This is a genomic window from Bradyrhizobium sp. dw_411 (genome assembly GCF_018449695.1).
Taxonomy (GTDB): Bacteria; Pseudomonadota; Alphaproteobacteria; order Rhizobiales; family Xanthobacteraceae; genus Bradyrhizobium.
Window position 1 is genome coordinate 13708 of the sequence record NZ_JAAVUY010000014.1, and the last position, 18740, is coordinate 32447.

Below are 18740 nucleotides of genomic sequence, written 5' to 3' on the forward strand. Positions count from 1 at the left end.
ATCAGATATCGCGGCCTTCGACCTTCTCGGTCAGGGTCTTGACCAGCTCCGGCACCTTGTCGAGATGCGGATTGACCGCGAGCGCCTTGCGGAAGGCGTCTAGCGCGCGTTTCTCGTCGCCGAGATCCTGCATGATCATGCCGAGCCCCGCCAGCGCGCCGAAATGGCGCGGTTCGCGGACCAGCACCTGCTCGATATCCTGCAGGGAATGGTTGTAGTCGTTCTGCAGATAATACAGCGTCGCGCGCCTGTTCCAACCCTCGACATAGTCGGGACGCAGCTTGACCACGGCATCGAGCAGCTTGAGCGCGACGTCCATCTGCTGGGCGTCCATCGCGGCCTTGGCGCGCATCATCAGAAGTGCGGTGGTGTCGCTCGGGGTCTGCATCCACAGCGCCCAGATCCGGGCCTCGACATGCTTGGCGCTGGCTTCATCGGGGGCGACCTTCAGCGCCCCGAACAGAAAATCCAGACCTTTGGCGCGATCGGGACCGACCTTCGGCAGCTTACCCGGCGCTTCCGGCAGCTTCTTCTGCTGTTTTGACGGTGGAGCAGCTTGGGCCAAAACCGAAAATGGCATCACGGCGGTGATCGCGGTGAGCAAGATCGCTATCCGGCAGATTCGCGCGGCAGGGAATCTCAGGGCCATAGACAAAGTCTAGACGCGGAAAATCGCGCTGCAAAGCAACAAAACTGTCAAAGAGCTGTGATGTGTGGATTGCGTGCCGGCCGGGAAGGCCGGAACAGGCCAAGATCAAGCTTCGTGATTAACCTTGGCGCGCCTTGAAACGGCGCTGAACCTTGTTGATCACGTAAACCCGGCCCTTGCGGCGGACCAGACGATTGTTGCGGTGGCGACCACGCAACGATTTCAGCGAGTTACGGACCTTCATGGTAGTATCCTGATGCGTTGAAAGGCCGTGGGACAGGCCGAAAGTGGCAAAATCTGATTTATCCCGCCGGCGGCTTTGCCGCCCAGGACGCGCGGTTTCTAAGCCATCACACGGTCGAATGTCAATCCAGACAGGCGGTTTCAGGCCCTTTTCGCTGCCGGAACCCGGCTTTCGAAGATTAATCCGTGTACGGGCCTATTCCGATTGAAATCGCTCGTAAATCGCCTTGGAGGAACCTCCATCAAGGCCCGGACCGCGTCGGCGCCACGGCGGTTCATCGTCTTGCCAAATTTGTTATAGGGTATAACCAATTTGGCGATCAACAAGACACGCGGCCGGGGAAACCACGATGCCCAAACTGAAACTGCCTGACATCGAAGACGTCGTGGCGATCGACATCCACACCCATGCCGAGGAGCCCTGCGGCATGCACGGTGATGACGGCTATGACGACTTCCAGGCCCAGATGGCCGACTATTTCAAATCGCCGAACAAGCATCCGCCGACGGTACCGGAAACCGCGGCCTATTATCGCGCCAAGAAAATCGCGGCGGTGATCTTCCCGGTCGATGCCGAGCGCGAGACCGGATTTCGCCGCTACAACAATTACGAAATGCTGGAAGTCGCCGCCGACAATACCGATGTGCTGATCCCGTTCGCCAGCATCGATCCCCACAAGGGCAAGCTCGGCGTGCGCGAGGCGCGCAAGCTCATCGAGGAATACGGTGTGCGGGGCTTCAAATTCCATCCGACCATGCAGGGCTTCTATCCGAACGACCGCATGGCCTATCCACTCTACGAAGCGATCAATGACGGCGGCGCCATCGCGCTGTTTCACACCGGGCAGACCGGCGTCGGTTCCGGCATGCCCGGCGGCATGGGGATGCGGCTGAAATATTCCAACCCGATGTATATGGACGATGTGGCGGCGGACTTCCCCGACCTGAAGATCATCCTGGCGCATCCCTCCTTCCCCTGGCAGGAAGAGGCGCTGTCGGTCGCGACCCACAAGCCGAATGTCTATATCGACCTCTCCGGCTGGTCGCCGAAATATTTTCCGCCGATCCTGGTGCGCTACATCAACTCGATCCTGCAGGACAAGATGCTGTTCGGCTCGGACTGGCCTGTCATCACGCCGGACCGCTGGCTGGCGGATTTCGCCAAGCTCGACATTCGCGACGAGATCCGGCCGAAAGTGCTGAAGGCCAACGCGCGCAAAATCCTGAACATCTGACGTCAATCCTGCGCATCTGACGCTAATTTGAACCACTGCGTCGACGGCTGCCGGTACAAGACACACTTGCTTCACGCCGGCCGTTCGTCGAACATTCGAATGTTCGTCGCGCGACGCTCGCGCAGGACTGACTCAACAAGATCGGTACCCCATGACCATCAAAGCCGTTGTATTCGATGCCTACGGCACGCTTTACGACGTTCAGTCGGTCGCGACCGTGACCGAAGAAACGTTTCCAGGCTACGGCGAACTCATTACCCAGATCTGGCGCATCAAGCAGCTTGAATATTCCTGGCTGCGTTCGCTGATGCGCCGCTACGAGGATTTTTCCGTCATCACGCGGGATTCGCTGGTCTACACCCTCAACGCGCTCGGCCTGAAACATGACAGCGCCGCCTTCGAGCGCATCATGGACAAATATCTGCATCTCGATCTCTATCCGGATGCGATGGCCACGCTCACCGCGATGAAGGACCGCGAGTTGGCGATCCTGTCCAACGGCTCTACTGCCATGCTCAACGCGCTGGTGCACAATAGCGGGCTGGATCGCGTGCTCGATGCCACCATCAGCATCGACTCCAAAAAGATCTTCAAGCCCGCGCCTGACGCCTACACCCTGATCGAGGAGCGCCTTGGCGTCGCATCCGCCGAAGTGCTGTTCGTGTCGTCGAATCCGTGGGACGCCTGCGGCGCAAAATCCTTTGGCCTCAACGTCGCCTGGATCGAGCGGGTGACGCCCGAAGCGATGGCGCTGGCCTGCGTCAAAAGCGATCTCGTAACGCCGCTCACCATGTTCAAAGCGCTGCGCACCCAGGTGGACGAGTTAGGCGTCACTCCCGATCATCGCATTCATGCGCTGTCGGAACTGCCCGGTCTGGTGGCTGCCTCGTGAGCCTTGAATCCGTCCGCGCGTTTTTCGCCGAAAAGGCACCCGACCTCACCGTGATCGAAACCCCGATGAGTTCGGCGACGGTCGCGCTGGCCGCCGAGGCTTTTGGCGTCGAGCCGGCACGGATTGCCAAGACACTGAGCTTGCGGATCGGCGAGCGCGTGGTGCTGATCGTCACCAGCGGCACCTCACGGATGGACAACAAGAAAGTAAAGACGCTGTTCGGCGGCAAGCCAAAGATGCTTGGCGTCGACGAAGTCGCCGACATCACCGGCCATGAGGTCGGCGGCGTCTGCCCGTTCGGACTGAAAACGCCGCTACCGGTTTACTGTGATGTTTCCTTGAAAGCGTTCGACGAAGTTGTGCCAGCCGCGGGCTCGATCCACAGCGCGGTGCGTATCACGCCATCGCGGATGGCTGAACTGGTCGGCGCCGAATGGGTCGATGTCTGCGAAGTGCGTCTTGCCGTAACGTAGCCCTTCCGCCACACCGTGCGGAAAATCCAGCCAAAACACTCGTTTGGGACGGCTGGCCCAAAAAATCACAGCACATGCAAGGTGACTCCGGTTTGTCAATTTGCGATGACTCGCGAAGCAACCATTGAATTGCCTCTGGTTGGCGAAGGCGATGAAGCTCGCAAAATTATGCCGATGACGGTGGACGACATCCTGGTTCATCCAGCGCTTGAACAATGCGTTCGGGCACAGGCGCAATCGCTGCTGATGATCCAGGAAGCGAGCCCGCGGATCGCATCGCTGTTTGCAACCCAGCAACGCTGGTTGATGGCGCATGCGGCGCTGGCGCAATATTTTCGCAGCGAAGCCAGGGAATCCGGCGCCGGGCTGCTGGCCGAGCGCTTCCTGGAGTCGGTCGAGCGCCACACCCTTGCGAGCCGCAACACCGCGGCGGCCTTTCTCAAGGAGATGTTGAAATACGATATCGTCCGATACGTCGAGAACAGCGAGAGCAAGCGCCAACGCCCGCTGATGCCGGCGCCGACAGTGCTGATGGCGCTGTTCCACTGGCACACGCTGCACCTGACAACCCTCGACGGACTGGACGGCAGCAACAGGGCAGCGAGCTTCCGCGCCAAGCCAGCGTTGCTCGGCGCGATCCAGCCCTTGATCGCCGATGCCCTGATCGGCTCGGGCGAGGTGCGCGAACCTGAAAAGACGTTCTCGCTGTTCACCTGGATCAACGAAGGCGGCCTGGTGATGGATCGCCTGATCGCCGGTTGCCAGCAATGCACTGATGGACTCCTGCGGATTCCGACTGACGTCATGTCGATTTCCGGACTGGCGCAACGCCTCAGCCTGTCGCGAACCCAACTCGGCCGCAAATTTAGCGAGGCCGAGGCGATGGGAAGCCTCGGCTGGTCCGGGCAGCGGGGAAAATCTCCGCTATGGGTGTCGGCCGATTTTCGGCGCGAATATCATGCTGCGCAGGCGGTGAAGCTTGCGATCATCGACGCCGCTTACGCGGCCTGTGTCACGCCCGGCCAACCCAGGGAACGGGAGACCGCGTCGGCATAACGCGACCTTCCGGCATTCTCTATGAGCAGTGCTCGCGCGCGGCCCTACTCCACCTTGCCGATCTTCTTCACCGCGGCGACCAGCCGCGCGCTGTCGGCCTCGAAGAATTTCGCGAATTCCGGCGCGTCCAGATAGGCCACCGGACTGCCCGCGGTCTCGAACGTCTTGATCACTTCCGGGCTGACCACGGCCTGCGCCATCGCCTCGCGCAGCCGCGTCATGATCGGCGCCGGCAACGCCGCTTGCGCGAACAGTCCAGCCCAGATGTAGAACTCGACATCCTTATAGCCGAGCTCCTTGAAAGTCGGCAGATCGGGAAAGCTCGCGATCCGCTCCGCACCCCAATTGGCCAACACGCGCATCTTGCCGTCATCGACCTGCTGCTTCAGCGTGCCCGGTGCCGAGGCCAGCGCCTGCACCGTTCCGGTCAGGATCGCGTTGAGCGCGGGGCCGGCGCCGCGAAACGGAATGTGCAGCAATTTGATGCCGGCCGAGGCCGCGAACATTTCCATCGCCACATGCAGCGTGCCATAGGGACCCGACGAGCCGTAGGGAATCTGGCCGGGGCGCTTTTTGGCGTCATCGACGAAATCCTGCAGCGTCTTCCAGGGCGCCGATGCCGGCACGGCGAGCAGCGTGGGATCGGCGAGCACGCGCGCCACCGGCGCGAGCTGCGAGACTTCGTACACGGGAGGACGGTCGAACAGACGATCGGCTTCCGGCAGCACCGCCAGCGACGACAGCGTCATCAGCAAGGTATAGCCGTCCGCATCCGCACGCGCCGCCACCGCATTGCCGATCGAGCCGCCAGCGCCGCCGGCGCGGTTGTCGACGATCACGGACTTGCCGAGAACCCGCTCCAGCGCCTGCGCCACTGGACGGGCCGCGAGATCGGCCTGGCCGCCGGCCGGGAACGGCACAATCATGCTGATGGTATGTGCCGGCCACGCGGCTTGCGCGGATGCCGGATTGGGGCGCACGGCTTGCAGCAGCGGCAGCCCGGCAGCGACTTTAAGAATTTCACGTCGATTCATCGGTAGTTTTTCCCTTGCGTTTCTTGGTCTGATTGAGCCGCAACCTAGCGTGAACCGCAGGATGGGCAAGAGCGCCGTCGCATCTGTCTTCAGCGCCGCGCCCGGTTTGGTCTGGTAAAATGGCGCGTCAGAAAATCCGCCAGCACTTCGACCCGCGCGGGGCGCGGCCGGCCGGACGGCATCACCAGATGTACCGCACTCTCGGCCTGCTTCCATCCCTCCAGGATCACCTCGACCTCACCCGACGCAATGGCATCGCCGACGATGAAGTCCGGCAGATCGGCGATACCAAGCCCCGCGAGCAAGGCCGGCATCACGGCCTCGCCGTTGTTGGCGCGCAACGGGCCGCCCGGCCGCACGCTGGCCTGCTCGCCTTTCGCGTTGGCGTAATGCCAGACATCGGGCGTCGAAAGATACGCGTAGCCAAAACATTTGTGCTCGGCGAGGTGCATCGGATGCGTCGGCCGGCCGTGGCGCTTGAGGTAGGCCGGTGACGCCACCGTAAAGCGCGACATGCCGCACAGCCGCCGCGCGATCAGCGATGAATCCGGCAGGCTTGCGATTCGCAACGCCGCATCGAAGCCGTCGCCGACCAGATCCACCTTCGCATCGCTCAAGTGAAGATCGATCGTGACGTCGGGATATTTGCTTAAGAATTCCGGCAGGATCGGCGCGACTTCCTTGACCCCGAATGTCATCGGCACCGCAAGACGAACCAGCCCGCGCGGCGAAACCGATTGCGCCAGCGCCTCGTTCTCCACGGCCTCGCCATCGGCCAGCAGGCGCGCGGCCTGCGCGGACAATTTCTGCCCAGTATCGGTCAGCGCCAGCCGCCGGGAGGTGCGATTGAACAGCCGCGCGCCGAGCCGCTGCTCCAGCCGGGTGACGGCCTTGGAGACTGTCGCCTTGGACAGCGCCAGCTCAGTCGCGGCGGCTGCAAAGGACTGCAATTCCACAACTTTTGCGAAAATTGCCAGTCCCTCGAAATCGGGCAGCTTGGCCATCGCGACCGCTCCATTAGATCAAAATAGGAAACAATGTGTTTCTACTGTTTCTATTTATGCACCATCAGGAAAGGCATATCCAGAGCCCATCAGAACGAAGGGAATATCCCATGATCGAACTCAGACCTTTCAACAAACTCGGCGCCGCCGACCACGGCTGGCTCAAAGCCAAGCATCATTTCTCGTTCGGCAGTCACTACGATCCCGGCAATATGGGCCACGGCTCGCTGCGGGTGTGGAACGACGACGAGATCGCCCCCAATACCGGCTTTCCCGCCCATCCCCACGCCAATATGGAAATCATCACCTATGTCCGCGAAGGTGCGATCACCCATCAGGACAGTCTCGGCAACAAGGGCCGTACTGAAGCGGGCGACGTTCAGGTGATGAGCGCCGGCTCCGGCGTGCGGCACTCCGAATACAATCTCGAGCCGACCAAGACCAAGATCTTCCAGATCTGGATCGAGCCGGTGGCGCAGGGCGGCCAGCCGACCTGGGGCGCGAAGCCGTTTCCGAAATCGGATCGCTCGGGCAATTTCGTCACCATCGCCAGCGGATTTGCCGATGACAAGGATGCGCTGCCGATCCGTGCCGACGCGCGGGTGCTCGCCACCACGCTAAAGGCCGGCGAGAGCGCGCAATATGCACCGGGCAAGACCCGCAACCTCTATCTGGTGCCGGCGGCCGGCAGCGTCGAGATCAACGGTGTGCGCGTCAACGCCCGCGACGGTGTCGCGATCCGCGACGAAGCGCAATTGAAGATCACGGCGCTGGAGGATGCCGAACTGGTGCTGGTCGACGCGGCGTAATCGCCTGCGTGTCACATAACAATCGTCATGCCCGGGCTTGACCCGGGCATCCATCCCACTTCGCAAAAGTCATTCGAAGAATGATGGATTGCCGGGTCAAGCCCGGCAATGACAACCCCCTCCCCCTCAATAATCAAACCACACATCACCTCACGGAGACTGACCATGACCAAAGTTCTCGTTCTGTATTATTCCGCCTATGGCCACATCGAGACGATGGCGAACGCCGTCGCGGAAGGCGCCCGCTCCGCCGGTGCGACCGTCGATATCAAGCGCGTGCCCGAACTGGTGCCGCCCGATGTCGCAAAGGCGTCGTATTACAAGGTCGATCAGGCTGCGCCGATCGCAGAGATCAACGATCTCGCCAATTACGATGCGATCATTGTCGGCACCGGCACCCGCTTCGGCCGCATGGCGTCGCAGATGGGGAACTTCCTCGATCAGGCGGGCGGCCTCTGGGCCAAGGGCGCGCTGCACGGCAAGGTCGGCGGCGCCTTCACCTCGACCGCGACCCAGCATGGCGGCCAGGAAACCACGCTGTTTTCCATCGTCACCAACCTGTTGCATTTCGGCATGACCATCGTCGGCCTGAATTATGGTTTCGCGGGCCAGATGAAGCTCGACGAAGTCACCGGCGGATCGCCCTACGGCTCGACCACGATCACCGGCGGCGACGGCAGCCGCCAGCCCAGCGCCAACGAGCTCGAGGGCGCGCGTTACCAGGGACGCGTGATCGCGGAAACCGCCAAAAAACTGCATGGCTGATGCCACTTCGGCGGCATTCTCTTCGGAGAATGCCGCCTTATTTGTCCGTTGGGGACGACGGGCTTCGCCATGCTTGAAATGCTTTTTATTTATCAACTCGCGAGCAATCCGCTGCAGGCGTTGGCACGCCGCTGGTGGTGCCGCAGCCTGTTCCGCGCGTCGCGGGGACGCCGCCGTTGCCCGGAATGCACGAAGTCCTGACGCTCTGACGCTTTGTTACTGACGCCCGGTTGCTAAGATTTGCTTGATCTTGCCGATATTGCCGGCCGTGATACCGGGCGATGGAACCAGCAGGCATGTATGAAGTTGGCTTCCGCGCATCCGCGCCTGGAGACTTCGACATGACCAGCAAGCCCGATCCCAAAGACAGCAAGAAACCCGCCGCGTCGCATCCCGGTATGATGGGGGACGGCACCGAAGAACAAAATCTCGATCAGCACGGCGATCCCAAGGCCCGTATCAAGAAAGATGAAGTGGACGCCGCCTTCGCCAAAGGCGCCAAGAAAAACTAGCTGAAGAAAAATTAGCGCAAGCGCTCGCAACCGCTGCAAGTTCGAATACAATGAGAGAGCTGGGCGCGATGGCGCCCGGCTCTCACGCGTTTGGGGCTGCCCGCGCCTGGGGATGCCGATGACAGCCTGTAACGGTGACGCATGAGCAAAGCCCCGACCGCCCCTTCGCCTGCCCCCTGGCCGGAACTGCCGACCGCCGCGTGGCGCGACACCTATGCGACGTTGCATCTGTGGACGCAGATTGTCGGCAAGATTCGTCTGGCGCGCTCACCCTGGCTCAATCATTCCTGGCATGTGACGCTGTATGTCACCGCGCGCGGCCTCACGACCTCGCCGATCCCCGACGGCGTCAGGACATTTCAGATCGACTTCGACTTCATCGATCACAGCTTACAGATTTCAGCCAGCGACGGCACTTCACGACAGTTGGCGCTACCCGGACAATCGGTTGCGAGTTTCTACACGGCCGTGATGGCCGCGCTCGCGGAACTCGGCATTGACCTCGCGATCGACGACCTGCCGAATGAGTTGCCCGATCCGATCCGGTTTTCGGAAGATACCCGGCACGCATCCTACGATCCGGACGCCGTGCAACGCTTTCACCAAATTCTGGTCAATGCCGACCGCGTGTTCAAGCAATTCCGCACGGGTTTTCTCGGCAAGGCCAGCCCGGTGCATTTCTTCTGGGGCAGTTTCGATCTCGCGGTGACGCGTTTCTCGGGCCGGCGTGCGCCGCGCCATCCCGGCGGCGTGCCGCATCTGTCCGACGCCGTGGCATGCGAGGCCTATTCCCACGAGGAAAGCAGCGCCGGTTTCTGGCCCGGCGGCGGCGCGATCGATTATCCCGCGTTCTATTCCTATGCCTATCCCGAACCGGCCGGCTTCCGCGCCACGCCGGTGAGCCCCGGCGCAGCCTTCTTCAGCGAAGCCTTGGGCGAATTCATCCTGCCCTATGACGCGGTCCGCACCGCGGCCGAACCGGACCAGGCGCTGCTCGAATTCCTGCAGAGCACCTATGAGGCCGCAGCCGACAACGCGAAGTGGGATCGCGACGCGCTGGAATGTTCGCCGGGTCAGCCCGGCATCGTGCGTGTGGTCTAGCTACTGGCGCGTTCATCATTAACGCCAGTTGCTGCGCGCTCGGTGCTGTCAGATCAAGCTGGCGCAGCTCTTGCTAAATCCTGTGTGGGCCGAACTTCACGACACAGGGTGTTTCATTATGGCGCAGATCGCGCGATCGCCAGCTCACTCCGGGACTCCACGGACGCAGCTTCTTTCCATTCAGTATTTGCGCGGCCTGGCCGCGCTGAGCGTTCTGGTCACGCACGCGCTGCAATGGCCCCTTGCCGAAATCAACATTGCTCTGCTGAAAACCGGCAGGCTGGGCGTCGATGTGTTCTTTGTCATCAGCGGTTTTATCATTACCACCATCGCCGGTGATGGCCGGATCGATCCGAAGCAATTTCTTGTCCGGCGTGGGTTCCGGATCTTGCCGGCCTATTGGACCGCGACCCTTTTGATCACCATTCTCGCCATTGCCATCCCCTCGCAGTTCAGGACCACCATTCCTACCATCGAGGGCCTGATCAAATCGTTGCTGTTCATCCCTTCCCTTGAACCAAAGGCTCCGCTGCTGCTGCTGGGTTGGAGCCTGAATTTTGAAGTGTTCTTCTATCTGCTGTTTGCCAGCCTGTTCTTCCTGCGATCGGAAGCGCGGACGCTGGTCCTGCTCGCCATTTTCACTTTGCTGATCGGAATTGGTCAGTATGCCAACGGGCTCAGCCATGTCGAGGCTGTTTACACCAGCCCGAGCCTGATCGGATTCAGCCTCGGAACTGTGCTGGCGCAAGCCTATCGGCACGGTCTGTTCACGCGCTTTCATGCCCAATTGCGATGGGCGACGATCGTCGCACCCTGCGTTCTCCTGGTTGCATTTTACGTGATCGACTGGGGCGGCGGCGAGGAGATCGCGCTGTGGAAACATGTCCTGATGTCATCGACCGCACTGAGCATTGTCCTGTTCGGGCTCAATCACGAAGCTGCCGGCGAAGTGACCCACATCAGACCGCTGAAATATATCGGCGACATCTCCTACTCGGTTTATCTGTTCCACCTGTTTTCAGTGGGCGCGATCTGGGCCGTGTCGAAGCGGCTGTTCGATGTCCATCAGCCGCTGATCTATCTGAGCTGCGCCGGACTTGCGATCCTGGCCGGCCTCGCGACCGGCATGGTCTGCTATTACTTCATTGAAAAGCCGTTCCTGAACGGCAGTCCGATGCGAAGCCGCGCGCTGCCGGCGACTTGAGCGCAGTGGTGTCCGCAATCAGTCAAAGCACTTCGATATCCCGCCGCACTGCGGCGTTGGTGCTCGGGTCTTGTCTGGTTGGCACTCCAAAACTGTTCGCTTCAACCAATCCGCTGAGCCCTGAGATCATTGCCCGATCGCAACTCTCGACTGGCGATCTGGCGCGCTTTTCGAATGTCTTTGCCAAAGCGCGCCGGGGCGAGCCGATCACGATCGGGGTTATCGGCGGATCAATCACGGTTGGGGCTTTCGCCACCACCCCGCAAAACAGCTATTCCGGCCGTCTGCTCGCCTGGTGGCGCGAACACTTTCCCCGCTGCGATATCCGTCTGATCAACGCCGGCCTCGGCGGCACCGGCTCGATGTACGGCGCGTTACGCGCGCAAAACGATCTGCTTTCAAGCATACCCGACTTCGTCGTGGTCGAATTTGCCGTGAATGACAATTGGACCGACGGCGAAGCCTTCGAGGGGCTGATACGCCAGATCCTCGCCCAGCCGAATTTTCCCGCCGTTCTGTTGCTGTTCATGATGTGGGAGAAGGGAGGCAATGACCAGGAGATGCAGGCAAAAATCGGCGCGCATTATCGCCTGCCGATGGTCAGCTTTCGTGACGCGCTCTGGCCGGAAATAGCCGCCGGGCACCTGAAATGGTCCGATTACATCGTCGACAATGTGCATCCGACAGACGCCGGCCATGCCGCGGCCGGGCGCTTCGTGACGACCATGTGCGACACCGCGCTGAATTCCGTTTCCGCCGGCAAGCCCGGCTCATTAAGCGCTTTACCATCTCCGTTACATTCGGCTGCCTTTCAACACATCGTCTGGCGAGATGCGGCAGCCTTCGATCCAATTGAAAACGAAGGCTGGCGCCGGGTATTCGACGAAAAAAATATTCCAGCCTGGGGCGGCGCCGGAACCGCGGGCCGCATCGCCTTCGATTGGTACGGCTCCGGCGTTGTCGCGGTTTTCACGGCGCCTCCGGACGATCTTCGCCGTATTCAGTTCTGCATCGACGGGGCGGCCTTTCAGACGCTCGCAGCCCTGGAGCAGCCCAAACGCCAGCTCTTCGTGCTGGCACAAAATCTCGCGCCGGCGCGCCATACCGTCGAGCTCAGATTTGCTGATAGTGACGCGGCAGTAAGCGCGACGGGACCGGTTCGCCTGCTCGGCCTCGCAGGTATCGGCGTGACCGGAGAACGCTAGGACGGCTGTCCGTGACCGGCGACGCTTGGCAGCTCCGACGTCAACCGGAAGCGCGCGAGGTAATGCAGACCCACCACGCTGATCAGGAACGTGAACCAGATCGGATCGGCACGATCGAGCAGAAAGCTCTCCAGCGACGACAGATAGATTCCGAATATCCAGATCCGCAGAAACAGATTAGCCAGCGGGTCGTTGTTGCCGGATTTCGTTGCGATCGAGAAATTCCGCAGCGGCGCAACAATGAAAATCATAATGATCAAAGCCAGACCGGGAATACCCAGCGTCAGGGCATTGTCGAGGTAGCCGTTGTGACTGTGGGCGGCAGTGGCGGTCCAGCCGATCAGATTGTCCTGAACCAGATTCTGGATCGCGTCGTTGCCCCAAAATGCCGCGAAGCCGTAGCCAAGCCAGGGATGCAGGGCCAGCGACGTCAGCGCAAACTCCCAGATGTCGGTGCGGCCGGTAAAAGTCGTATCCAGCGGCAACAGCTTGACGATGGCCGCCACGCGCTCGTCAAACACCGAGCCAACGGTCGCCAGATTCAGAGCGATCAGCGGCAGAAAGATCAGACACACACGAAATACAGTGCCTTTTATCGCAACGACGAGAAAGCTCATCACCAGAGCCAGAACGCAAAGCGCCGCGGCGCTCTTTCCGCCGGCCATCATCACGAAAAATCCGGCCATGAGCGAGATCGCGCCCCCAAGAATAAAGGCTCGCCTCGCCACAAGATATATGCCGACGAAGACCAGCATGGCCATGATCGGAGCGGCGATATTCTTGTGCCCGAAAGGTCCGCGCCAATCGCCAGCGAGTTGGGGTTCGATCAAATCGCGCGGCATGTGGATCGACAGCGCGGGCGCCAGCAGCACGCCGAGATAACACACGACCAGGAAAAACAACACCGAGCCGCCCAGCCAGAGATCCAGCTCTTCCTGCGTATCAGGCAGCAGGAGCAGGCACGCGGCCATGGCCAGCACGCTGCCGGTCAAGATGACGCGCTGCAGCGATAGCCCGAAGTCGTGGGAAAAAACGGTGTTGATGCAAACCCAGCAACACAGGATCATGAACGTCGGCGTCAACAGGCTGCGCAGGGCTTTCGCGTGCCGGAACACGGTGAGCGCAAGCGCCGCCACGGAAAACAATCCGAGGGTAATGTAGGTCGAAGCCAGCTTGCCTTTATCAAGATCGCCGACATCCGAGGCGCCGAGATCGGGGAACGGCTGAAGCGTAACCCAGATAAACAGGACGGTGGCGACAAAACCCACGCACCGCGCCACATGCAGCACATCGGTACGCCCGACGGTCCTGGCGATGGCTGGAAATTGCGGAAGCGAGAGTTGCCTGTTCACATTGGCCTTTCAAGGCCGATCGGCCCGGATCGCCGTCATCCAGCCTTGTAACCGTTTCCAAGTTAATACTTTTCTAACTATTAACTCCGCTGCGCCCTCCGGTCATTGGCCGCAACCAATGGGCATTGCCAGGAATCCGGCAGCGGTCATTTTTCTTCCGCTGTCTGCGGCCTGCCGAGCGTGCGAAGGATCCAGTCATGCAGCCGGGGATACCGCCGCAACCGCTGCGCGGCGTAATCGCGCAGCAAATAAGGAATTCCCCGCCAGCCGAGCGCAATACTCACATCCGCCAGTGGAAGCTGTGTCGCGCCGAACCGGCGCTTATAGGCATAGTTTCCGATACTGAGGTCGAACTGCCGGACACCGTCCTTGTGCAAGGCGTCCATTGTCCGCTCAACGACGAGCAACCCCGGGGAGCAATGCGACCATCGCTTTCCTGCATTACTGATGCGCAGGAGCGTGTAGTCGGATCCTTTTTTAATGCCGAGCGTTGTGGCGACGACCTCATCGTCGCATGTCAGCGCCGATACGATCGCGTATCCCTCGCCGACGCCTCTGCGGACAATGTCGCGGTAAAACCGCGCATGGGAATCGTCGTCCAGGACAAACTTCAATCCCAGTTGCTTCATGCGGTCGTGCTGCTGCGCGTCCATGGTGTCGAGCAGCGCCAACGCCTCGTCCACATCGGTAACGATTTGAAATTTGGCGCCCGGATAACGATTGAAGACGCGCCAGCTTCGCGGCAGCTCCATTCGCTTGAGCGAGGCGCGATAGGCTTCGAAGTCGTCGCCGACCACGACAAGATTGCCGTTCAACGAGCAGGACCCCATGCGGCCCAGGGATGCCAGGGGATTTGGCATGCCGCCGACATTAGCCGGCATCTTCCGCAGACGAAGCAGATCGACACCGTCGGGCAAATTGCGCAGTCCGGCCAGCAATGCCTGACACAGTGCGCGGGCTTCGATGCGATCGTGCGGGGCCACAAAGCCCAGCACGGGAGCATTGTAATCGGTAACCCCGAGGTCGGCGAATTCAACGATACGGACGCCGTTGTTGACGCGGCGTATCAGCGGCAACAGGGCGACCTGCTGGTCGGTCGCGTTATCGGTAATGATGACAATCAGCGGAGAGGAATCGGCGAAAGCGTCATACCAGGCCTCGAGCCAATGGCGATGTTGAAAGGCCGTCCGGTGGCCTCCGCCGGCCCAACATTGCTCGGCCAGCTTCCAGTCGCGCACGAATTCGATTCGGAAGCTGAGCACACGCGATAATGCACGCCCTCCCAGCCGTCCGACTTCCAAAATCGCCATGGTCGTCAACTTCCATCAGCTTGCGCCGAGCACTTTTCTCAAACCGGACGATCGCATCGTTTCCGATTTCAAGGTCTTGCTCTTCGCTCGTCGCAAGTTCCTGCTATTCGTTATTTCACCGTTCCGGCAGCCATCAATGCTGTCTCCATATGAGACGGCCGCCTGATTCCCGCGTGTTATCTCGCAAGAAGGGGGCCCAAGGCAATCGCAGTCGCTTGCGTTAAGATAACGTCTACAATGTATGGCTAACGCTCGTATGTTCGGCGTCTATTTCATTTTGATTGAATCAAAATTGAATAAGCTATCGGTATTGGTTTGACGCGTTTTCCTGACGGGAACCGATATAAACTTCGCACATGAACGCATTTGAGAAAGCGCCGGCGACCGCACGATGACTTCGGAAATTCAATATCAGGCGCTGTTTCTCGGGGCGGGCCCGCAGATGCAATGCGGCGTCGGACAATTCACCCGGCTTTTATACGAGACGATCGAAAAGCTCGCCCCGGGCAGTTGCACGACGTTAACCTTGACGCGGTCGGAGGGTTCCGTCGCCGATATCCGCGGCGCGATCGAATCCGCGCGCAGCGTGGTTTGCAATTTCCCGATCGTAGCCTGGAAGCGCGTCATATTTCGTCCCCTGCTGGCGCTGGCGATCGCCCGGCTGCGCCGGCGGCGTGTCGTTTTGATCCAGCATGAATGGGCCAGCCTGCACTGGTTGCGGCGTATGACCTATCTGCCGGCGCTGCTGCTGGCCGATACGATCGTCATGTTCTCGCCATTGGTACGGCGCGAACTCGCCGAGGATCGCATGATCGGCTGGACCGCCAAAAAGTGCGTGCTCGCACCGCTACCGCCGAACATCGCGGCGCCGGCGGGAATTGCCGATTCCAAACTGCGCCAGCGGATCGCCACCGCGCGAAGGGACGGACGGCTGGTGATAGGTCATTTCGGATCGATCTATCCGGGCAAGCAGCCCAATGCGCTGCTCGACATCTGCGCCATTCTCAAGCAGCGCGGACTAAACCCGCTGACGGTCTATATCGGATCGTTCATCCGGGGCGTCGATAAGGTCGAGGAGGAGTTTTACGCCCATGTCAGGGAACTCGACCTCGTCGATAATGTCGTCGTCAGCGGCTATGTCGCGACCAATCACGAGGTGTTTGGTCTGTTCGGCGAGATCGGCGCATTTTGTTATCCGCTCGAAGAGGGGCTTACGGCGCGGCGCTCCAGCGTTCTCACCTGTGTGCAGTCCGGCCGTCCCGTGATCGTTACGGGGCCGGCCGAGGCGGACGAATTCGATCACCATCCACGCTTCAGGGAATTGATCGATCGCGGCGCCATCGTGCTGGTCGAGCGAGGATCGGGTGACGACGCTTACGCCGATCGGATCGTGTCGGCGCTTAAATCGTCACCGGTCCAACAGCCCTTCGATTTCGATGGCTGGTGGCTGGATGTCGCGCAGGCGATCCGCCAACAACTTTAAGATACGATCTTCGAGGCTTTATAGGGCTGCGGTTCGATTCCGACCGCCGCCAATGCGCTACCGACAGCCACCGCCATGGGATGCAGCGCGGTGATAGCCCGCGGTTCGGTGACGACCAGCCTGATAGCACGAACCATCGACAAAGGTAGCCGTCCGAACATCCTTGCCAGCAGCCTGAGGCGCAACTGCGCGGTCCGCGCCGCCTTGAGTTCGACGTGATAATTGATGGCGCCGATCCGAAGGCCGCGCAGCGCGAGCCATGCCGGATGGGTTCGATTTTTCGGCACCGTTTCGGTGATGACGGCGTCAGCGACCCAATGGAATTTCATTCCGGCCTGCCGGCACCTGGCAAAGAAATCAAAGTCGCCGCCGCCCAGAAAATTAAAGCGGAGGTCGAATGTGGGATCGGCCAGCCTTGCAAACACCGACCGAATGATCAGGCAATTGCCGCACCCATAAATGACGGGAACCGGGCCACTGATATCGTAGGCCGGCCAGAATGCCGGATGACGGCCAAGCCCGCGCTCTGCATCATCATCGAAATTCGGAAACACCGGTCCACCGACCACATCCGCTCCGGTGATCTCCGCGGTGCGCACCATCCGCTCAAGCCAGTCAGCCGAGGCAATCTCGTCATCATCGATCATCAGGAAATGCGTGGCCGCGGGAAACGTCGCCAACGCGGTCTCGAACACCGCATTGATGGCGTGGCAATTGCCCTGCTGCGGCTCGATCACGCAAAGCCCGGAAAACTTGCCGGCACGAAAGAATTCGGCGGCGACGGGCACGCTGGCACACGCAGACGCGTCGTTTTCGGCGATGACGACGGCAAAGCGGCGATCGGTACGCTGATCGACCAGCGATTGCAGCGTACGCCGCAGATGTTGCGGACGGCGGAACGACGGAATGCAGACCACGATCCTGATCGAGGGATCGAGCGAATTCGACGTAGCTGCGATGGCGCGGGCGGCATTTGGCATGGCGTTGAAATCTTCCGGACTTGTTCTGGGCAGATCTGCTCTGGATGACCTTGCTCTAGACGACCTTGCGTCGGTATTCCTCGATGACATCGAACAGCGGCTTGCGCTTGAGATCGGCGTCCAGCGGCAGCGGCCGATTGGGCTTACCATCCGGGCGTTTAAAATAGGTTGGCACCCAGGTATATCGATCGCTCAAACCCCAGGTCAGGATTGCCTTTGGACGCACGACGTCACAAACCGCTTCGAGAAACTGTCCCGCGAGCCCCGCGACCATTGCGTCACGCTCGCTGATCTTGCCGGGGAACTCGTAATCGATCACATCCAGCTCCGTGATCAGCACGTCGAGCTTGAGTGCCGTAACCTCCCTGAGAAAGTCCTGTAATGCATCGCGATCGATAGCGCGACTGGCGAACAAATGCGCCTGCAGGCCGACAGCATGCAGCGGCACATCCCGATCGCGCAGCGAGCGCAACAATTGAAGCAACGCCTTGCGGCGAGCGGCGAAGCGCGGCCCCCTGTACTCGATGTCGTATTCGTTAAGCACCAGTTGTGCATCGGGATCCACCGCCGCTGTCGCGCGCAACGCGATCGGCAGGTAATTCGGTCCCAACTGCCTGGTCCAGATCGACGGACGCAGCGATGCCGGCCCGTCCGGCCAGTCCACCAGCGGCTCGTTTACCACGTCCCAGGAAGGGATGGTGCCGCGATATCGGGACACAACCGTTTCAATATGATCGACCAGTTCCCGCTCCGCCTCCGCGGGACTGTCGATGGTTGCGGTCCAGGCCGGCATACCGCCATACCAGGCCAGCGTATGGCCGCGGACCTCGATCTGGTTCTGCCTCGCAAAATCCATCAGCGCATCGGCTTTTTCGAACCGATATTCGCCCCGCGCCGGATGTATGTCCGGCCACTTCATCTCACCTTCCGGAACGATAATCTGGCAATTCGCGACAACTGCCTCGCGATAGGACATATCCGATGTCAGCGCGTCGGCGCGCACCGCGGCGCCGTACGGAATAGGCTTTCCGGCTGCTCCAGCGGCAAAGATCTGCGGCCGCGGTGTCGCAAAAGCGGACACTCCGGACAGCCCGGCCGTACCAAGCGCTGCGACATGGGCGGCTTGAACGAGAAAATCACGCCGGGAATGCGTCGTCATCGTCATGCGTCCACACGATTTTCAAAGGCTTGCATCGGAAATTCGCTGCGCAAGAATTCGTGGTGAATTCGTTGCGCCTGCGTTTGTGCAATATCCGGTCCAGTGTCGTGCCGTCGCGACGAATGCGCGTGACATGGTTAGCACGCGCGTAAATTAACCAACCGCCGAGACTTGCAGGGGTTTTGGCGCCGATCGGCACCGATCTTGCTCATTCGACGAATGAAGAAGCCGGCCCCATCGGAACCAATGATTCTGCGATGATTCCAAACCACGC

At 60.6% G+C, this 18740-nt stretch carries 19 protein-coding genes; 11 read left to right on the top strand and 8 right to left on the bottom strand.

The window, feature by feature from the left end:
* Window position 1 precedes the first annotated feature (1 nt).
* Both HB676_RS22780 and ykgO read right to left on the bottom strand, forming a co-directional pair.
* Window positions 2–580: a tetratricopeptide repeat protein gene (locus HB676_RS22780; protein ID WP_249780425.1), complete on the bottom strand. Its 579-nt coding sequence runs from the start codon at window positions 578–580 to the stop codon at window positions 2–4.
* A 187-nt stretch (window positions 581–767) separates the two neighbouring features.
* Entirely contained in the window at window positions 768–893 is a 126-nt protein-coding gene (ykgO, locus tag HB676_RS22785) for a type B 50S ribosomal protein L36 (RefSeq protein WP_002718645.1), read from the bottom strand.
* A gap of 349 nt (window positions 894–1242) precedes the next feature.
* On the opposite strand from ykgO, the gene HB676_RS22790 reads away from it, so the two are divergent.
* The 4 genes from HB676_RS22790 (at window position 1243) to HB676_RS22805 (ending at window position 4548) form a co-directional block, all read left to right on the top strand.
* Window positions 1243–2127 (top strand): amidohydrolase family protein, encoded by an 885-nt coding sequence (locus tag HB676_RS22790; protein ID WP_213740595.1) that lies wholly within the window; start codon window positions 1243–1245, stop codon window positions 2125–2127.
* A 151-nt stretch (window positions 2128–2278) separates the two neighbouring features.
* Window positions 2279–3019, top strand: a complete 741-nt coding sequence (locus tag HB676_RS22795; protein WP_213740597.1) for a haloacid dehalogenase type II — start codon at window positions 2279–2281, stop codon at window positions 3017–3019.
* Window positions 3016–3492 carry a YbaK/EbsC family protein gene (locus HB676_RS22800; RefSeq protein ID WP_213740599.1) on the top strand — a complete coding sequence of 159 codons (477 nt, stop codon included), beginning with the start codon at window positions 3016–3018 and terminating at the stop codon, window positions 3490–3492. The genes HB676_RS22795 and HB676_RS22800 overlap by 4 nt, the downstream gene beginning before the upstream one ends.
* A 105-nt stretch (window positions 3493–3597) precedes the next feature.
* The gene (locus HB676_RS22805) at window positions 3598–4548 is read left to right on the top strand and encodes a hypothetical protein (RefSeq protein ID WP_249780416.1); all 951 of its coding nucleotides are present in this window, start codon (window positions 3598–3600) and stop codon (window positions 4546–4548) included.
* A 44-nt stretch (window positions 4549–4592) separates the two neighbouring features.
* Here the strand turns inward: HB676_RS22805 and HB676_RS22810 are convergent, their stop codons facing one another.
* Window positions 4593–5582, bottom strand: coding sequence for a tripartite tricarboxylate transporter substrate binding protein (locus HB676_RS22810; protein WP_213740601.1), 990 nt, complete (start codon window positions 5580–5582; stop codon window positions 4593–4595).
* 89 nt (window positions 5583–5671) lie between these two features.
* The gene (locus HB676_RS22815) at window positions 5672–6586 is read right to left on the bottom strand and encodes a LysR family transcriptional regulator (protein WP_213740603.1); all 915 of its coding nucleotides are present in this window, start codon (window positions 6584–6586) and stop codon (window positions 5672–5674) included.
* A gap of 110 nt (window positions 6587–6696) precedes the next feature.
* On the opposite strand from HB676_RS22815, the gene HB676_RS22820 reads away from it, so the two are divergent.
* The 6 genes from HB676_RS22820 to HB676_RS22845 all read left to right on the top strand — a co-directional run bounded on the left by HB676_RS22820 (window position 6697) and on the right by HB676_RS22845 (window position 12182).
* On the top strand, window positions 6697–7395 hold the full coding sequence (locus HB676_RS22820; protein ID WP_213740605.1) for a pirin family protein: 699 nt from the start codon (window positions 6697–6699) through the stop codon (window positions 7393–7395).
* A gap of 165 nt (window positions 7396–7560) precedes the next feature.
* Window positions 7561–8160, top strand: a complete 600-nt coding sequence (wrbA, locus tag HB676_RS22825) for an NAD(P)H:quinone oxidoreductase (protein ID WP_213740607.1) — start codon at window positions 7561–7563, stop codon at window positions 8158–8160.
* Window positions 8161–8501: 341 nt separating this feature from the next.
* Window positions 8502–8672 (top strand): hypothetical protein, encoded by a 171-nt coding sequence (locus HB676_RS22830; RefSeq protein WP_213740608.1) that lies wholly within the window; start codon window positions 8502–8504, stop codon window positions 8670–8672.
* Between the two features lie 141 nt (window positions 8673–8813).
* A complete protein-coding gene (locus HB676_RS22835; RefSeq protein WP_213740609.1) occupies window positions 8814–9773 on the top strand; it encodes a DUF5996 family protein in 960 nt (319 codons plus the stop codon).
* A 118-nt stretch (window positions 9774–9891) separates the two neighbouring features.
* Window positions 9892–10977 carry an acyltransferase gene (locus HB676_RS22840; protein ID WP_213740610.1) on the top strand — a complete coding sequence of 362 codons (1086 nt, stop codon included), beginning with the start codon at window positions 9892–9894 and terminating at the stop codon, window positions 10975–10977.
* A gap of 8 nt (window positions 10978–10985) precedes the next feature.
* Window positions 10986–12182, top strand: coding sequence for an SGNH/GDSL hydrolase family protein (locus tag HB676_RS22845; RefSeq protein ID WP_213740611.1), 1197 nt, complete (start codon window positions 10986–10988; stop codon window positions 12180–12182).
* On the opposite strand, the gene HB676_RS34275 is transcribed toward HB676_RS22845, so the two are convergent.
* Both HB676_RS34275 and HB676_RS22855 read right to left on the bottom strand, forming a co-directional pair.
* Entirely contained in the window at window positions 12179–13534 is a 1356-nt protein-coding gene (locus tag HB676_RS34275) for an O-antigen ligase (protein ID WP_213740612.1), read from the bottom strand. The genes HB676_RS22845 and HB676_RS34275 overlap by 4 nt on opposite strands.
* A 146-nt stretch (window positions 13535–13680) precedes the next feature.
* Window positions 13681–14844, bottom strand: coding sequence for a GNAT family N-acetyltransferase (locus HB676_RS22855; protein ID WP_213740613.1), 1164 nt, complete (start codon window positions 14842–14844; stop codon window positions 13681–13683).
* A gap of 391 nt (window positions 14845–15235) precedes the next feature.
* Here HB676_RS22855 and HB676_RS22860 point away from each other — a divergent pair, with 391 nt between their 5' ends.
* A complete protein-coding gene (locus HB676_RS22860; protein WP_213740615.1) occupies window positions 15236–16327 on the top strand; it encodes a hypothetical protein in 1092 nt (363 codons plus the stop codon).
* Here the strand turns inward: HB676_RS22860 and HB676_RS22865 are convergent.
* Window positions 16324–17397 (bottom strand): glycosyltransferase, encoded by a 1074-nt coding sequence (locus HB676_RS22865; RefSeq protein ID WP_213740616.1) that lies wholly within the window; start codon window positions 17395–17397, stop codon window positions 16324–16326. The genes HB676_RS22860 and HB676_RS22865 overlap by 4 nt on opposite strands.
* Window positions 17363–18466: an endo-1,4-beta-xylanase gene (locus HB676_RS22870; RefSeq protein ID WP_213740618.1), complete on the bottom strand. Its 1104-nt coding sequence runs from the start codon at window positions 18464–18466 to the stop codon at window positions 17363–17365. Before HB676_RS22870 ends, HB676_RS22865 begins: the two co-directional genes overlap by 35 nt.
* Window positions 18467–18740: the final 274 nt, after the last annotated feature.

What these genes read in the sequence shown, in the direction of transcription:
- HB676_RS22860 (WP_213740615.1), top strand. Translation starts at nt 15,236, where the DNA reads ATGACTTCGGAAATTCAATATCAGGCGCTGTTTCTCGGGGCGGGCCCG.
- HB676_RS22780 (WP_249780425.1), bottom strand. Translation starts at nt 580, where the DNA reads ATGCCATTTTCGGTTTTGGCCCAAGCTGCTCCACCGTCAAAACAGCAG.
- HB676_RS22830 (WP_213740608.1), top strand. Translation starts at nt 8,502, where the DNA reads ATGACCAGCAAGCCCGATCCCAAAGACAGCAAGAAACCCGCCGCGTCG.
- HB676_RS22835 (WP_213740609.1), top strand. Translation starts at nt 8,814, where the DNA reads ATGAGCAAAGCCCCGACCGCCCCTTCGCCTGCCCCCTGGCCGGAACTG.
- HB676_RS22870 (WP_213740618.1), bottom strand. Translation starts at nt 18,466, where the DNA reads ATGACGACGCATTCCCGGCGTGATTTTCTCGTTCAAGCCGCCCATGTC.
- ykgO (WP_002718645.1), bottom strand. Translation starts at nt 893, where the DNA reads ATGAAGGTCCGTAACTCGCTGAAATCGTTGCGTGGTCGCCACCGCAAC.
- wrbA (WP_213740607.1), top strand. Translation starts at nt 7,561, where the DNA reads ATGACCAAAGTTCTCGTTCTGTATTATTCCGCCTATGGCCACATCGAG.
- HB676_RS22790 (WP_213740595.1), top strand. Translation starts at nt 1,243, where the DNA reads ATGCCCAAACTGAAACTGCCTGACATCGAAGACGTCGTGGCGATCGAC.
- HB676_RS22795 (WP_213740597.1), top strand. Translation starts at nt 2,279, where the DNA reads ATGACCATCAAAGCCGTTGTATTCGATGCCTACGGCACGCTTTACGAC.
- HB676_RS22810 (WP_213740601.1), bottom strand. Translation starts at nt 5,582, where the DNA reads ATGAATCGACGTGAAATTCTTAAAGTCGCTGCCGGGCTGCCGCTGCTG.
- HB676_RS22855 (WP_213740613.1), bottom strand. Translation starts at nt 14,844, where the DNA reads ATGGCGATTTTGGAAGTCGGACGGCTGGGAGGGCGTGCATTATCGCGT.
- HB676_RS22840 (WP_213740610.1), top strand. Translation starts at nt 9,892, where the DNA reads ATGGCGCAGATCGCGCGATCGCCAGCTCACTCCGGGACTCCACGGACG.
- HB676_RS22865 (WP_213740616.1), bottom strand. Translation starts at nt 17,397, where the DNA reads ATGTCATCGAGGAATACCGACGCAAGGTCGTCTAGAGCAAGGTCATCC.
- HB676_RS22820 (WP_213740605.1), top strand. Translation starts at nt 6,697, where the DNA reads ATGATCGAACTCAGACCTTTCAACAAACTCGGCGCCGCCGACCACGGC.
- HB676_RS22815 (WP_213740603.1), bottom strand. Translation starts at nt 6,586, where the DNA reads ATGGCCAAGCTGCCCGATTTCGAGGGACTGGCAATTTTCGCAAAAGTT.
- HB676_RS22805 (WP_249780416.1), top strand. Translation starts at nt 3,598, where the DNA reads ATGACTCGCGAAGCAACCATTGAATTGCCTCTGGTTGGCGAAGGCGAT.